Raw genomic sequence first — 14831 nt, 5'->3', positions numbered from 1 at the left:
GTTAGCGTGCGCGACAGGCTCTTCCGCTGCAAACTCAGAGCGTCGCGGTCTTGTCGCCCACCGCCTTGCTGCCCGCCCTATCGAGCTTGGTTTGCAACTCCGCCTTTCGTTTCGCCATCCTGTCGCCGAGTGCGCGCAGATTGCATTTCGACTTGCGCAGTTCCGGGAAGAGTTCTTCCTCTTCTTCCTCGACGTGATGGTCCACCATTTCGCTCATCACCTTGAAAGTTGCGTCGAAGCCCTTGTCGCCCGGCTTCATGGTCTCGAACTTCGCGATCAGGGTCTTGACCAGAAAGTGCTCGACATACGCTTCTTCGACGTCGATTTTGTCGCTGTCCGGCAAGGCCTCCTGAGCGGCCGGATAAAGCAGCTCCTCTTCGAGCATCGCGTGAATCGACAGCTCTTCGCACGCGCGTTGCGCAAGTCCGGCCTTCGCTTCAAGGTCGTCGTCAGCGGCTTTCTCGAACGCCCTGAAGAGTTTTTCGACTGCGCGATGGTCTGCTTCGAGCATGGCCAGCGCGTCCGGCGAACTGGAGCCCGTCTCTGTATTGTCCTGCGTTGTCGCTTCCATGCTTGTCTCCTGGGTGATGCCGTTTGGCTCCTGGACGGAATGCCGCAGCCGACTCTATGTCGAGCAAGCCATATGCCTGGTGGCGGCCGAACCAACAATGCGCAAAGTCAAACCCGACGGATCGCCGCGATAATTCGGTTCGCTTCTGCTGGACGCATTGCAATGCTGATAAGAATGAACTCACCATTTTTGCCGTTAATACTTTCTCACCGCCGGCGCGGCATGTCTGTCCGGTAGCGGTCGACACCCTTCGCACGTTCGTCAAGCCCCTGCTCCTGTACCATCATGTGATCGATCCTGCCGTCCGTCTCCGCAGGGAAGCAGGCCGCGCAGCGCAGCAGATATAGTCCGCCTGGACAATTAGCGGTGTAGATTTGGCCTGCCCTACTGGAGACGGGTTTGCGGTTGACTGGCACGCAGATGTGCCGGACGGTTAGTTGCATGCTTTACTCGAAATCGATTTCCGAGGGGAGTCTTTACGGGAGATGAACTTCACAGTGTCATGCGAAGTTGCGGTCATCTGATACAGCGTGTCGGCAAATTAAAAAGCTCACACGCCACCCAGGGCGAACATCGAGCAGCCATTTGGATTTGCGTTCGCGTTGCGCGATCGGCTGCAATCGGACCCTGAGCGGACAGCCGGACTTCTCGACAACCGACATCCAGGCGAACTGGCCGATAATCCGCTGTCAACGATTTATGCTTGGATCCGAGCGATGGTCTCGGGAGCGCCCGGCGAGCCACGAAACGACGCTCGCTGGGCAAGTGAGTAACCACGAAGCCTTGCAGTTCGTAGAAGTGACAAGCAGGGTTAAAAAACGCGCAATTGAAGATGCGTCGTTGATGCATCTGCGCGCTCGATAACCTGTTCAGCTCTCACGCAAAGGCATGCCGACTGCCGATCGTTGGACCTGCCACGACCGCTAGTGACTACGGGGCAAACGCACCATAAACACCGTTTCTCCGTCGTTGGACCACGCGTCGATCTCACCTCCATGGGCCCTGGAAATCTCGCGCGCGATGTAGAGTCCAAGCCCCAGATTGCCGTCGGCGCTATAGGAGTCTTCAGGATTCAGGCCCCGCTGAAGCGGGTCGAAGATTCGATGCAGAGTCTCTCGATCCATGGCCGGCCCCCGGTTCCTGACCTCGAAACGAACGTTCTGCTCGTCGCCGGTCATTATTACTGTCACTGGTGCGTCCGGCGCTCCGTATTTGATCGCATTCAACACCAGGTTTCCGAGCAACTGCTGCAGACGGCGGCCGTCCCAAACTCCTCGACAATCTCCTTTCGCGTCCAGATCGACACGACAGTCCGGGTGCGCTGCCCGCAACTGATCAAGCTCGTCGGCAAACAGTTTCTCGAGGTCGACATCAGTGGGCGAGATACCGATCCCCAAACCCAGCCTGGTACGATTGAAATCCAGCATATCGCTCAGAAGGGCCTGCATGCGCGCGCCGCTTCGGATCAAGCGGGATGCCGCTACCGATACCTGATCTCCAGCGTTCAGCGCCGTCAGATACTGGGCCGTCATCAGGATGGTCTGCAGTGGGCTTCGCATATCGTGCCCGAGCATGCCAAGAAAAAGATTGCGGGCCTGATCTACCTGCGAGCTGAAATACCCGACCGATTCCGCAAGCGCCTGGTCGATAGCCTCGTTGAAACGGATGACATCGTCCGGGTGTGGGGCGTCGTGCTGACATTCGTCCATCCAGAGGCGCAGGACGCTCGCGCGCAAGGCGCGGTACTCAGCAGCCAACTGGTTGATGTCGAAACCGCCTCGTGCCCGAAGAAGGGCGTGCGTCTGCGCAGCTGTCTCCGAAGCGCCGATAGGTACAGGGGCGAGCCCTAGTGATTTCTCGACTTGCGCTTCCCTGGTCTGGGCCGTCGACAGGTCCTTCACAATGGCCTGCAGAATCTGTTGCGCATGGTCGCGCAAAGCGAGCGATTTCATGCCCACGGCTGCCGGCAACAGGGTAGCGGCGAACGCCTCCCACTGGACCAGAATCGTTTCCATGTCACGCAGAATGAAGTCAGCCAATCGCATGCTTGTCCTCAATGAAGCGGAAACAGTCAGTATGGAGCATTCCCTGAACCTAGATTACGCGGATTTGCTGCCTTTATTCTATCGGGTCCCAAAATTGCGTGAAATTGGGCAACCTAAAGGAATCCAATGTCCTTCGCGAAAGCTGGGCGTTTGCTCATAGCCGACGACGATCCGAACTTGCTCGCGGCCTACGTGCTGTTCTTCGAGGCTAACGGTTACGCCATTCAGACGGCTGTAGACGGTGTAGGCGCGCTCGCTGCGTACTACGCCTGGCGTCCCGACGTGGTGATACTCGATATCCAGATGCCCGGAGTCGACGGCCACGCGGTGGCGAAAGAAATCCGGCGCATGAGTTTCGCCCCCCGCCCGTTTCTGCTGGCGGTGACCGCACTGCACGCGCCCGCAGAAAAAGCGGAATCGTTCAAGGCCGGCTTCGATCACCACTTTGTAAAACCGGCCCGACTACCGGTCATTCTGGCTGCAATAGCGTCCCGCCCAACCATTTGAGACCGGACGTCCTATGGGAAAGAAAATCGAAAGCAGCACTGCGCGGCTGCTTCCGTGGCGCGATTGACCAGGCGTATATGACCGATCCAAGCATTTTGTAAGCATCATCGTCGTTGCGGTATAGATGGCTGTTGTTGCCGGCAAATGTTCTTACGCTCAATCGTACGAAAAATTTGCTCCACGGACGCCACCTTGCGCCGGTGAGAGTGATTTATTGAAGTAGAACGGGGGAACTGGAATGCTGAAGAAAACTATCTCGGGCACCGCGATGACGCTGGGCCGTGTGACATACATGTTGGAGCTGGCAAGGGGTAGTTCGCATATCGCCAGTACGCGCAAACAGGAGACATTGAACCTCGCTATCGCAGAGGTGCTTGAGGGGTTCAGCCAGTTGCACGGCGTGCCGGGGTTGGGCGTTTTCCGGGAACTCCTCGCGCAGGACGTCGAGCGACGGGGAAATCAGGGTGCCGCGTCCGCTGTACGCAGTTTCGACCCGAGAGAGTGGACGAAAACACCCCCGATGCTGTATGTGGATCGGCCTGAAAAGGTTACGGTTCGCTCCGAGGGAACAACGCTGTCAAAGAGAGTGGCCCCGTGCACCAAGGGCCAATGAGAAGGAACGGCTTTGCCGGGTCCCGACAAACGGGTTAACGGCCATGCTGGGTTTTCGGGGCTTCGCGCGCAATCGGTGTAGGTCGCAGTTCAAATGGAAACTGATCGAAAAGGGCAAGCACTTAGGGTCTCAAACGGCTAATGGTTGCATCGCCGACCCTTCCGCATGATCAAGTCCGCGCCGCGCGTTGCAGCTCAAGCGCCAACCTTGAACGCGGAGTTATCAAAGGAAAGTTTCGCACGTGCGCGCGCGCCGCTTGTGCAAAGTAATTTCTGCGCGGCAGTCGCCGTGCCCAAGGGGGATCTACGCATATGCATCCACCCACATTGATTCCAAACCTCAATCTGGCAAACGCGCTGAGAGCTGACAGCCAGGTACGCCCGTTGCGCCATCACCTTTGCCATCAATCGGAGCACTCGCTCCTGTCAATCCACGCACTCCAACCGTTCAGGACTTATCTATGCGACTCCTCACTACCCATGACGGTCTACCGCGCGTGTCATGGGGTGCCGTCATCGCTGGCGTCATTCTCTCCCTGACCCTGTACCTCATCCTCAGCGTGCTCGGTGCCGCGATAGGAATGTCTGCGCTCTCTCCGCTGTCTCGCCCCAACCCACTACAGGGTTTTGGCTTCGGCTCCGGCGCCTATCTCATCGTGATGACGGTCATCGCAGTTTTTATCGGTTCTTACTTCGCGGGCCGCTGCGCGCCGGTGCTCGGATGGCTTCATGGGCTGCTTGCGTGGGCGGTCATGATTCTCATGGTTTTCTATAGCGCCACGTCCCTCGTCGGAAGTGCGGTCAGCGCAGCTGGAAGCGTAGCGTCGACCGGTGCGACGGTCGGTGCGGCAAGCAAATCCATCGGGAGCCGCCGGGACACTGGCGGGCTCAGTGACGCAACGGATACAAGGCGCAATTGCCTCTGCCACAACAGCTGAAGCGTCAAGTCCGCAAGCCGAAGCCGACGCACGTCAGGCAGCAGATACCGCAGCACGCGGCGTAGCACGGGCTTCATGGTTTTCGTTTGCAGCACTCGTTGTCGGTGCAATTATCTCCATTGTTTCAGGCCACGCAGGGTTTCGTCATCAACCGCCGTTCGAAGAATCCGGCGGTGCATCGAGCGATGACGTCCTCTCGCGACGCGCCCCCGACCGCGCAATGCCGGGCCAACGAGCCGTCTGATCGGGGGGGTCATTGACAAACCGTTGAAGGAGCCGCCATGGCCGACCACAAAGACGCCTCCGGCCCGGGACCCGCATCACCCGCTGCCGCGATGAATGTCACTGCAATCGAAGAGCGGCTGCGTGTCGATGTCGAGCAGCAGGAAACGGCAACCGTCCGGGTTCGAACCATCGTCCACAAAGACCTGAAAGAGATACCGGTTGTCGTCAGGCGTCGTGTGGTCACGATTGAGCGCGTCCCCGCGAACCGGATGGTCGATGCCGAATTCGGGCCGTTCCAGGAAGGAAACATTCTGGTAGTCCCGGTCTTCGAATATGTTCCGGTTACCGAAATGAAATTGATGCTGAAGGAAGAAATCCGGATTGGCCTCCAGGAAATCGAAGAAGCGAGCGTGCACGAGGCCGAAGTGCAACGGCAGGAAGTCGTAGTGGAGCGGCGAACCGGAACAGATGGAGACTGGAGCCCGCAACCCGCGGCACCGTCCTCCGAAGATGGTGAGCAGTCAGCGCTTTAAGGAATGGAAGTTCAGTCAGGCTGAAGTTAGGCCACTCACACTCTTGGAGTACAAAAATGTCACAGGTCCTCGTAGGTGTATTCGATTCATTTGAACAGGCCGATCAGGCGCTGGAACAGTTGACGCAGACCGGGATTGCCAGAAGCAATATGGAAGTTCACGCGAACAACCAGACCGCTCATGAACTGACGGAGGAAACCCGCGTTGAGCAATCAGCCGCACACACCGAAGAGAGTGCGTCGTACAAGATCGGCCGTTTCTTTGGCCACCTTTTTGGCGGCGGCGAACACCCTGCCGAGGTCGGCCATTATCAGGAAGCCGTGCGCCGTGGCGGCGCCATTCTTACCGTGACCGTGCTTGATGAAGCACAGATGATAGCGGTTCGCTCTGCACTGCACCAGGCTGGCGCGATGGATATCGAAGAGCGCGTTTCCCACTGGAAGAACACGGGTTATGAGGGATACGACCCGAGTGCGGCGCAATACTCCGCGGACGAAACGGCAGCCGAGCAGCAGTCCTTCGCCGTTGTGCGCGAGTCGCTCGAGGTGGGCAAGCGCGAGGTGCAGACAGGTGGTGTACGCGTCTACTCACGCGCTACCGAAACTCCCGTCAGCGAGGCGGTCACCTTACGTGAAGAGCACGCAACAATCGAACGACGTCCAGTGGACCGTATTGCCACAGCCCAGGATTTGAAGACGGCATCCGTCGAAGTGCGCGAAACAGCCGAACACGCGGTTGTGGGCAAGACTGCTCACGTGGTCGAGGAAGTGACGGTCGGCAAGGAGGCTTCGGAGCGCACAGAGACAATCAACGAGACGCTTAGAGGCACAGAAGTGGAAATCGAGCGTGTCGAAGGCGCGCAGTCCGGTTTGCCCGGCGACCAGGCAGGCTCGCTTCCGGTGACACGACTATAACGACAATCGGCGGGCCGCGTCGGCAGCAAGTCGCTGCTGACGCGGCTGCCCGCCCAATGCTTCCTTGATGGAGTCTGATATGAAAAATCCATGGACTAAAAAGAACCCCTTTCTCAGCATGTGGCTGAGCGGGGCGAATACGGTGGCGGGCTCGGCGAGAGGTCACGCAACCGCAGCAGCCAAACGCGGAACCGCGGCTTTCTGGACTGCTGCGTTGACGCCCCCGAAACCGAAACCGAAACCGAAGCCGAAGAAGAAAGCGCGACGTTGACCTGTGCATCCGAAAATTGGCAGTTTGACAATGTCGCTGCGCACCGCTCCTTTGGAGGATGTCACGGCACTGCGTACGATTGCTCGCGTCAGCTATCCGTTCGGTCAGCACGGCTCGATCGTTAAGAGTAGATACGACGACGGCCGGTCGCACTGGTAACTTGCAACGCTGCGAGAGCGATCTCACAACGGAATTTATGACGACCTCAATGCCCCCTTTTCTGGGTACGTCGTGGTGCCCGGCATGTGGGCAGTCGTTAGGACCCGAGCACATGCTGAGGAAAATCGCTGCGTCGCACGCCGATGCAGGCGTCGCCCTGCAGGCGCCCCGATGCCGTCAGGCGTGTCGCTATCAACGGGATCATGCCCCTTCTCTTCGTTGGCGACTTCGAAGGCACAGCGGATCTAAGCAAACAACGGGTTTTTTGCACTCGCTTATTCCGAAGGTCGTGGCGCGCCCAACCGGGATCGCGGCGGGACAAAAGAAGGCTTCGCGTACCATTCACCGGACCGGGCGATAACACAGGCTGGACCTAGTCCGTCGCTAACGCGTACCGACGGCAGTGTTCGAGATAGGCCGCCTCGTGGCTACCGAGAAGTTCGACAACGCTGCTCCAAAGCCAGGAGGGCGTGTCGATGGTTTTCGAGCGACCCCGCCGCACTTCCTTGAGCCACGCGGCGCGAGTGCGGTGATTCATCTGCCGCCCGTGCGCTTTGCCGACGACCTGCGCCAGATACCGCGCGACGTCCATCGCTTCCGCCTGGCTCAGCTGATCAATCTCGAGTTTAATGTCTTGAGGGAGCAGTTCCCGAATCACCACCGCACGGTTCTGCAAATGGTCCGCACGCATCCTCTCGCCGAAATGGCGATAAATGCCGTGCTCCCTCCACGACACGTTCGGCGTTGTCTTTCGGCATGCTCGTGCCCGCATATCGCGGCGCCGCCGCCTTCAGGCACTCCTTTATGTCGATCAGGCAGAGATCATCCCCCTCGACAACACCGCCGTCGACATCGAGAAGCACTGCATAGCGCAAGCGGCCGAGCGAGCTGCAACCTTTGATCCAATAGGCGGCATCGAGCACCGATACCTGGCCGTCATCTTTTCGCGCCCGCAGACTGGTCGCAAGCTGACTTATGGATCCCTTCTCGAACAACGCCGCTATTTCGACTGCTTCATCCTTGGCGAGGGGCCAGAAACGCTTGCCTAGCGGTATCGTCGGCGTGATATCTTCCAGACGCTCGACGGCCAGATGCTTCCACGAACGGCGCACTGCTTCTTTCATGACAACGCGCACGGTTTCTGGCTTTTTTGCCAGATCGATTTCCTTGCCCTTGGACTCCCGCTCGAGCGCACGTTCATATCCATCGGCGAGCGCTTCCATCATGTGAACCGTTGTGAGGCCTGGCAGGTCGGAGCCGCGCGCAGCCGTGGCAAGCGAAAGGCCGAGCCGGATCAGATCGTGCGCCGGGTTTCCTATGACCGTCTGATCCAGATCGCGGATCTGAATCTCCACGCGACCTTGCGCATCAGCAACCGGGCCCATATTGCCGGTGTGGCAGTCTCCACACATCCATATTGGAGGACCCTCCGGCAATGCCTGACTGTGTCCGGTCTCGAGCCATTCATAGAACTGCATCGTGTTGCCGCGAACGTAAGTGTGCGCGGACCGGGCCATTTTCGCATTACGTAGCGCCGTCAGCACGGCCTGCCGATTTTTGAAGTCAGGCACCTTCCTTTTGTTACCCGTTTTCTGGGCCATGGCGTTTTCCAGAGAGCATGCGAGTTTCTGTTTGCGATTCGACGGAGGTGCGATTCTTGTTAGCAGGCCTAGAACCCTAACGCGGCGACATCGAGTCACCGAACCACGGTCCACCGCTGGTGAGCACCCAGCCTGAAGCGTAGCGGATTTCCTCCGCAGTGCGATGCCGCTCGCAAGCGGACGCATCAAACCTGCTGTTAGCCTCATCACGGTCAAACGTGCGATGAAACGCTACCCTCTCGCATGACTTGTGCCCGCTCCCATTTCGCGGGTTATCCCATCCGCACGTGGAGAATATGGTGTTTTACTCGTCCATCCGCTATCAATCACGGGCGCAGTTGGCCGTCCGCACGCGGCACGCACCTTGCTGCATGACCGTTGTCGGTCTTGGTCTTCGAAGCCATCGACTCGCGTTCTGGTGCGAAACGCTGCGCACCTGCAGTGTCCCGGCGTCAAGAATAGGCACTGACCGGCGCGTTAAGCACGGGGCCTGGATGGAGACGACCATGACGATGTTGACAAAATGGAAGCTGACGGTTGGCTTCGTTTGCGCGTGCTGTGTGGCTGGTACCGGCCATGCGGAGCAGAGCAACAACCGGCCTTTAAAACTGCTGCAATTGCAAACCTTGAATCGTATGGCACCGGCTGCCGCGCCGGCGAAGAACAGCGCCTCGAGCGATAATAGTGTGCGTCAGAATCGGGGGGCAGACGATCGTGGTTCCCAGCCACGGCCTGATCATCGTAACCCTGCCGGCAACCTGCCGGCGCGAACGCCATAGCATCCGTTGGTGTGAGAACGGCCAGGCGCGACACGCTCGCCGCAACCGCTGCGTGCTGGTATCGATTGCGGCGCCGTAAGCGGACCGGGCGATTCCCCAGGAGGTTCCGATTCAAATAGCGGAGGCTGATGCACTGCTGAGCCTTAAAGATGTACGCTATAGCCGCTAGATCATGACTTTCAGGAGGCGCCATGAACGCGAACGCGGTGTGTCCGCTGCACGGACCAACGACCATCATCCGCACGAATTCATACGGGTTTCCGGTCTATACGTGCTGCTGTGACGACGTGACCTCTCTGACGCCCCCAGATGCGCGCACGAGGGCGCCGGCTCAACGCGGCCGTGACCCGCAGCCCGAACAACTGAAGACGAGGAAAGAATGACGCTGGCGATCCAGCCTGCTGCCTGCGTCGTCACGGCAGCCCGCCGTATGTAGGTCCGCTGCGGCGCCAGGTCGGACAGATTCTTCAACTTGCTGTAACCGGACGACGGCTGCCCGAGATACTCGTCGGTCAAACCACTCACGTAGAGAATCAATGGGCTCACGTGTCAACCGGATCAACCGTCAAACGGCCCGTGAACAACTGAGACGCGATATGGGTCTGCCTGCCTCTCCGACGACCAAGGCTGGCAGGCAGATCAGTCCGCAAGAGCTATCCTGCTCGCTCGACACTATTCAAACACCACCACCTGGCGTATCGCTTTGCCTTCGTGAAGCAGATCAAAACCATGATTGATCTCTTCAAGCGTCAGATGGCCCGTGAGTAGCTTGTTCACCGGCAGCCTGCCCTGCATGTAAAGATCGATGTAATGGGGAATGTCGCGCGCCGGCACGCACGTGCCGATATAGCTGCCCTTCAATGTGCGCTCTTCGGCAACCAGACTCACTGCCGGCAGTGGCCAAAGCGCAGTAGCAGGCGGCAGCCCAGCCGTAACGGTCATTCCGCCGCGACGGGTAATGCGATAAGCGAGGTCCAGCGCGCGAATGGCGCCTGGGAATTCGAACGCAAACTCGACCCCATCCGAGCTCAATGCCCGGATCTGCTCGACGGCCTCATCGCGACCCGCGTTGACAGTATGAGTAGCGCCGAGAGCGCGCGCCTGGTCCAGCTTCGCATCGGAGAGATCGACCGCGATGATCTGGCGAGCGCCGGCCGCTTGCGCGCCGATGAGTGCCGCAAGGCCCACTCCTCCCAAACCGACCACGGCAACGGACCCGCCCACACGGACTTGCGCCGTGTTCACCACTGCGCCGACGCCCGTGAGCACGGCACATCCGAACAGCGCGGCCTCGTCGAGCGGCACGCTGGCATCGATCCTGACGACCGAGCGCCGCGATACGGTCGCGTACTCCGCAAATACCGAGCATCCAAGATGGTGGTTCAATGCCTCCCCACTACGCGTGAGGCGACGCCCGCCGGAGAGCAGCGTGCCCGCGCCGTTCGCCGCAGCGCCCGGCTCGCACAAGGCGGGCCGGCCCTCGGCGCAAGGCGCGCAATGACCGCAACTCGGCACGAACACCACCACGACGTGATCGCCAATCCGGAGATCGGTGACACCCGTTCCCAGTTCCACCACGACGCCTGCGGCCTCATGTCCGAGCGCCATTGGCATGGGGCGAGGCCGATCGCCGTTGATCACCGAGAGGTCGGAGTGACACAGACCCGCAGCCGCGATCTTGATCAACACTTCATCTGCGCCGGGCGGTGCGAGATCGACCTCGTCGATACGTAAAGGACGGGAAACGGCATAGGGATACGCTGCGCCCATTGCTTCCAGCACTGCTGCCTTGATCTTCATTGCGCGACCTCCGTGACCCGATTGCCCAGTTCCTCGACAAAGACACGAACGTTCTCCGAGTAATCAACCGGGACGATGACCAACTGCACTCCGCCTTCGCGAAATGCGCTTTCCAGTGCCGGAGCCAGCGCTTCGGCCGCCTCAATGCGCCTGCCTTTTGCGCCGTATGCATCCGCATATTTGACGAAATCAGGGTTCCCGAAAGTCAGCCCCCAGTCCGCGAAGCTGTCGACGGCCTGCTTCCAGCGAATCATTCCGTATGCATCGTCCTGAATGATCAACACAACAAGATTGAGCGTCAGCCTCACAGCGGTTTCCAGTTCCTGCGAATTCATCATGAAGCCGCCGTCGCCGCAAACGGCCATGACACGGCGATCCGGATGAAGAATCGCGGCCATCATCGCCGAAGGCAAGCCCGCCCCCATGGTTGCCAGCGCATTGTCGAGCAATAGCGTATTTGCGCTACGGGTTCTGTAGCAGCGCGCGAACCACAGCTTGTACATGCCGTTGTCCAGCGCGACGATCCCGTCGGCCGGCATGATCTTCCGCACGTCGTGGACGATGCGTTGCGGCGTCAGAGGAAAGCGCGATTCCTCCGCGCGTTCCAGCGTACGCATCAGGATGCCTTCGCGCAATGGCGCCAACGCAGCCGTGTGCGGAAGCTTGCCTTCGACCAGATCTGCAAGCAGCGCGAGACTCAGGCCGAGGTCCCCCACCACTTCCGCATGCGGGAAGAACACCTGTTCGACATTTGCCGGTGTATATCCGACGTGGATGACCATCGGTCCGTCGGGCCCCATGATGAACGGCGGCTTTTCGATTGTGTCGTGGCCTATCGCGAGGATCAGGTCGGCACGGTCTATCGCTTCGTGAAGGTAGTCACGCTCGCTCAGCGCGGCCGTGCCCATCCAGAGTTCCGAGGCTTCCTCGTTACCGATTGCGGAGACGGTGCCCTTGCCCATCTGGGTATTGAAAAACGGCATGCCGGTGCGCCGGATGAACTCGGTCAATTGACCGGCTAGACGCGGCCGGTTGCTAGCCGCGCCGAACATGACAAGAGGACGCCTGGCGCTTCTCAGCAATATCGCGGCCTGTTCGATTGCAGCCTGCCGCGCAACCGGCAACTCGACCGGATGCAATGGAACCAGGCGGATGTCGCCGCTCAATTCCGAGGCCGCCACGTCTTCCGGCAACTCGGGGCATGGACGGCAATGCACTTGCGAGCGAACTGCGCGCGCTGCCGTCCGGTAGACGCCCACGCATGATCGCGGTGACAGGGTTCGGCCAGCAGGAAGATCGACAGCGGTCGCTTGCAGCCGGGTTTGACGATCACCTGATTAAACCGGTCTGCCTTACCCCGCTACTTAAAAGTCTGGTGCCCGGCACGGGTCCGAACGCCAGTGGATAAGCCTGCTTCCGCGTGGCTGCTGGAGCACTTCATCACGCAAGCACCCGACAGGGCGCCTTGCCCATCGTTGCACGCCGCTAGCCTCAAACGTAGACCGCCGGGTTTTCTGTCGCCCGCGCCATTTCTGCTCAACGTGCGGTGGGCCACCGTCTCATCCCGGTGCTCCTTCGGACGAATGCCAGATTCTTTCAGGCGGCTCAAGCTGGACGCACTGAGCCAGACGATGACCGGCTCAGGTCGACCCCGTTTGAGACTTCAGGCTTGGTTCGTGACCGTCCCGTTGCGAGTAGACAAGAGACTGACACCGATCGCGTGTGCCGCCGCAGTACACTGCTTTCGGAGGGTCATCGCATTTCGTCCGATACCCCGGACCCACAATCAGATGACTGGGATTTCGTCTTACGGCCACACGTCAGGGCGTCAACGCGACAAGGTCCTGCTCGTCTCATGCGAGGAACGCAGCAGCGTCATTCCGGATCGGACCGATTTGCTGGCGGCGCTGGCGAGATAGAGCGGCGGAATCATGAGGCCGGTAGTCGAGATCGGCACGGTAGCGGGCAATCGCTCGCGGGGTTCCTCGGCTTTTGAAACGTGCGCGATGAGCTTTTGACCTACCCGGCGCTTGCGCTATTCGACATTGAGCGTGCGTTAGCTCCGCCCAGCGCCAGGTACGGAACCGTACCGACTTCAATTCAACTTGCGAGCATCCTTTTCATGCGCCGCCTGCAACTGGGCCAGCTTCGCCTCTGGATGTCAGGTTGACGTCGAGCGTATGGCAGACATACAGATGACGAGCAGACGAACAGAGAGGTTCAACATGAAAAACCATATCGCGCCGCTGCTGGCGACGCTGCTTATCCTGGCCCTCATGAGCGGCACGCTCGGGGCTCAGGGAACGCCACAACCGATCAACGCAAAGCACGTTGACATGGTACAACTGGCGACCGGATATCGGGCATCGAAAATCGATGGATCTCCCGTTTTTAACCACAGCCAGGACAAGATCGGGACAATCGACGATCTGATCATCAGCCCCAACAATCCGATACCCTATGCGATCCTGTCGGTAGGCGGATTTCTCGGCATGGGAACTCATCTGGTCGCAGTGCCATGGAACAGCCTGCAGATCGTCGACCGGCAAATGCGTTTGCCCGACGCAACCAAAGAATCGCTAAAAGCACTACCCGAATTCAGATACGCGCCTGATTAGTCCGCGCCGCGTGCAACGCAACCGGTAACGGCATTGGGTCTGGGCGTTTACCTCTCACCGAGCGTCACCGTCACACTATGACGCTCGCCGTCGTCCAGCAGTTTCACGCTTGACTTGCCGTCGGCGAGGCGCACGCCGTCCGCGACGACGCAGCTCACGCCATGGCTCACACCCTGAGGATTGTTCACCACGATGTCGTACTGTGTATCGCCTTAGCGGAACGCCGCTGTGAAGCTTGGCCACGCTCGCGGTACGCAGGGATCAATCGATAATGCGTCACCCTGCTTGCAGATGCAGAGCACACCTTCCATGGCCGCCCGATACATCCATCCCGCCGATCCCGTGTACCACGTCCAGCCGCCGCGGCCCATGTGGGGCGCCACCGAGTCAACGTCGGCGGCAACGACGTAAGGTTCCACCTTGTAGCGGTTCACACCGCTTCGGGTGCGACTGCGGTTGACGGGATTCAGCATGGCGAAGAGTTCCGCCGCGCGATCGCCGTCGCCCATGTCGGCGAAGGCCAGCACTGACCACATCGCGGCATGCGTGTACTGGCCGCCATTCTCCCGAACGCCGGGCGGATACCGTCGCTTCATACGCCCGCACCAGGTAGCGCGGGTTGTCCTTGAGTCGTGCGACGAGTGAACCGGCCGAAGCGGAGCCCGGCGCAATTTTCTGCGCGGCGGCGAGGCTGCGGGCATGTTGCGCCAACCGTTCCTCGCCGAAGAGTTCCTCGCGGACTGGCTCGTTGCTGTCCCAAGGCGAAGACAAGGTATGGCCCCGGAGGATGCGCGAGAAAGCGAACATTAAGGCGCCTTTTTCAATGGGATAGGAGATGCAGTCCGGAGCTTGGATAGCGTCAAGCAGGAAGTCCGGTTTACCGACAAACATCTTGGCCGGTCGGCCGAGGTGATTGTCGCTGCGTCAGGGGGTCATGGTTGTCGCTCCGTTCGGGGTGTCAGTGGGTAATTGACGGCGGCGCTCTTTCTGTTTGTCGCTGGCTGTGCGGCGCCGATAGCTTTCGACATTCAGCTCGAAGATTGTCGAGTGATGGACGAGCCGGTCGATGGCGGCCACCGTCATGCCGGGGTCCGGGAAGACGTCATTCCAGCCGGAGAATGGCTGGTTGGCGGTTATTATGTGGAATTGAAGGTTTTTTTATCAACGTCTCTTGTTCTTTGACGAGGCAAGCCGATCGGGCGTCGGCGTATCTTCGAGCCGCTGGAGCAGGCGGTCTATGGCTTTCTGATCGCCTTCC

General features: G+C 59.7%; 11 protein-coding genes and 4 pseudogenes. 8 read left to right on the top strand and 7 right to left on the bottom strand.

What is annotated here, in order from left to right; all coding sequences use genetic code 11:
* Positions 1–34 precede the first annotated feature (34 nt).
* Both FVF58_RS46710 and FVF58_RS46705 read right to left on the bottom strand, forming a co-directional pair.
* Positions 35–571: a hemerythrin domain-containing protein gene (locus FVF58_RS46710; protein WP_149676324.1), complete on the bottom strand. Its 537-nt coding sequence runs from the start codon at positions 569–571 to the stop codon at positions 35–37.
* A 923-nt stretch (positions 572–1494) separates the two neighbouring features.
* On the bottom strand, positions 1495–2616 hold the full coding sequence (locus tag FVF58_RS46705) for a sensor histidine kinase (protein ID WP_149676323.1): 1122 nt from the start codon (positions 2614–2616) through the stop codon (positions 1495–1497).
* Between the two features lie 126 nt (positions 2617–2742).
* Between FVF58_RS46705 and FVF58_RS46700 the strand changes: the two genes are divergently transcribed.
* The 5 genes and pseudogenes from FVF58_RS46700 (at position 2743) to FVF58_RS46680 (ending at position 6345) form a co-directional block, all read left to right on the top strand.
* Positions 2743–3123, top strand: a complete 381-nt coding sequence (locus tag FVF58_RS46700) for a response regulator transcription factor (protein WP_149676322.1) — start codon at positions 2743–2745, stop codon at positions 3121–3123.
* Positions 3124–3361: 238 nt separating this feature from the next.
* A complete protein-coding gene (locus FVF58_RS46695) occupies positions 3362–3736 on the top strand; it encodes a hypothetical protein (RefSeq protein WP_188131174.1) in 375 nt (124 codons plus the stop codon).
* Positions 3737–4196: 460 nt separating this feature from the next.
* A pseudogene (locus FVF58_RS46690) lies at positions 4197–4917 on the top strand (hypothetical protein).
* Positions 4918–4954: 37 nt separating this feature from the next.
* A complete protein-coding gene (locus FVF58_RS46685; RefSeq protein ID WP_149676321.1) occupies positions 4955–5431 on the top strand; it encodes a YsnF/AvaK domain-containing protein in 477 nt (158 codons plus the stop codon).
* Positions 5432–5487: 56 nt separating this feature from the next.
* Entirely contained in the window at positions 5488–6345 is an 858-nt protein-coding gene (locus FVF58_RS46680; RefSeq protein ID WP_149676320.1) for a YsnF/AvaK domain-containing protein, read from the top strand.
* An 803-nt stretch (positions 6346–7148) separates the two neighbouring features.
* On the opposite strand, the pseudogene FVF58_RS46670 reads toward FVF58_RS46680, so the two are convergent.
* Positions 7149–8376, bottom strand: a pseudogene (locus tag FVF58_RS46670) (DUF2252 domain-containing protein).
* A 506-nt stretch (positions 8377–8882) separates the two neighbouring features.
* Here FVF58_RS46670 and FVF58_RS46665 point away from each other — a divergent pair.
* Positions 8883–9155 carry a hypothetical protein gene (locus FVF58_RS46665; protein ID WP_149676318.1) on the top strand — a complete coding sequence of 91 codons (273 nt, stop codon included), beginning with the start codon at positions 8883–8885 and terminating at the stop codon, positions 9153–9155.
* A gap of 672 nt (positions 9156–9827) precedes the next feature.
* On the opposite strand, the gene FVF58_RS46655 is transcribed toward FVF58_RS46665, so the two are convergent.
* Complete coding sequence (locus FVF58_RS46655) at positions 9828–10955, bottom strand: zinc-dependent alcohol dehydrogenase family protein (RefSeq protein ID WP_149676316.1); 1128 nt, start codon at positions 10953–10955, stop codon at positions 9828–9830.
* Positions 10952–12172 (bottom strand): thiamine pyrophosphate-dependent enzyme, encoded by a 1221-nt coding sequence (locus tag FVF58_RS46650; protein WP_425469031.1) that lies wholly within the window; start codon positions 12170–12172, stop codon positions 10952–10954. Before FVF58_RS46650 ends, FVF58_RS46655 begins: the two co-directional genes overlap by 4 nt.
* On the opposite strand from FVF58_RS46650, the gene FVF58_RS46645 reads away from it, so the two are divergent.
* Both FVF58_RS46645 and FVF58_RS46640 read left to right on the top strand, forming a co-directional pair.
* On the top strand, positions 12157–12363 hold the full coding sequence (locus FVF58_RS46645; RefSeq protein ID WP_188131178.1) for a response regulator: 207 nt from the start codon (positions 12157–12159) through the stop codon (positions 12361–12363). The genes FVF58_RS46650 and FVF58_RS46645 overlap by 16 nt on opposite strands.
* Before the next feature lie 817 nt (positions 12364–13180).
* Positions 13181–13573: a PRC-barrel domain-containing protein gene (locus FVF58_RS46640; protein WP_149676314.1), complete on the top strand. Its 393-nt coding sequence runs from the start codon at positions 13181–13183 to the stop codon at positions 13571–13573.
* A 47-nt stretch (positions 13574–13620) separates the two neighbouring features.
* Here the strand turns inward: FVF58_RS46640 and FVF58_RS53800 are convergent.
* Positions 13621–14157 (bottom strand): annotated as a pseudogene (locus tag FVF58_RS53800) (GH36-type glycosyl hydrolase domain-containing protein); the annotation flags it as partial.
* 340 nt (positions 14158–14497) lie between these two features.
* Positions 14498–14713: pseudogene (locus tag FVF58_RS46630) on the bottom strand (ATP-binding protein); the annotation flags it as partial.
* Positions 14714–14831 lie beyond the last annotated feature (118 nt).

Origin of the sequence: Paraburkholderia panacisoli, from assembly GCF_008369935.1 — a bacterium.
Taxonomy (GTDB): Bacteria; Pseudomonadota; Gammaproteobacteria; order Burkholderiales; family Burkholderiaceae; genus Paraburkholderia; species Paraburkholderia panacisoli.
Note: the sequence above shows the minus strand (reverse complement) of the source record. Positions and strands in the feature narration are given on the sequence as shown.

Bases quoted from the DNA above. Each gene is read 5' to 3' on its own strand.
- FVF58_RS46645 (WP_188131178.1), top strand. From the start codon at position 12,157: ATGGACGGCAATGCACTTGCGAGCGAACTGCGCGCGCTGCCGTCCGGT.
- FVF58_RS46655 (WP_149676316.1), bottom strand. From the start codon at position 10,955: ATGAAGATCAAGGCAGCAGTGCTGGAAGCAATGGGCGCAGCGTATCCC.
- FVF58_RS46680 (WP_149676320.1), top strand. From the start codon at position 5,488: ATGTCACAGGTCCTCGTAGGTGTATTCGATTCATTTGAACAGGCCGAT.
- FVF58_RS46705 (WP_149676323.1), bottom strand. From the start codon at position 2,616: ATGCGATTGGCTGACTTCATTCTGCGTGACATGGAAACGATTCTGGTC.
- FVF58_RS46685 (WP_149676321.1), top strand. From the start codon at position 4,955: ATGGCCGACCACAAAGACGCCTCCGGCCCGGGACCCGCATCACCCGCT.
- FVF58_RS46640 (WP_149676314.1), top strand. From the start codon at position 13,181: ATGAAAAACCATATCGCGCCGCTGCTGGCGACGCTGCTTATCCTGGCC.
- FVF58_RS46710 (WP_149676324.1), bottom strand. From the start codon at position 571: ATGGAAGCGACAACGCAGGACAATACAGAGACGGGCTCCAGTTCGCCG.
- FVF58_RS46700 (WP_149676322.1), top strand. From the start codon at position 2,743: ATGTCCTTCGCGAAAGCTGGGCGTTTGCTCATAGCCGACGACGATCCG.
- FVF58_RS46695 (WP_188131174.1), top strand. From the start codon at position 3,362: ATGCTGAAGAAAACTATCTCGGGCACCGCGATGACGCTGGGCCGTGTG.
- FVF58_RS46665 (WP_149676318.1), top strand. From the start codon at position 8,883: ATGACGATGTTGACAAAATGGAAGCTGACGGTTGGCTTCGTTTGCGCG.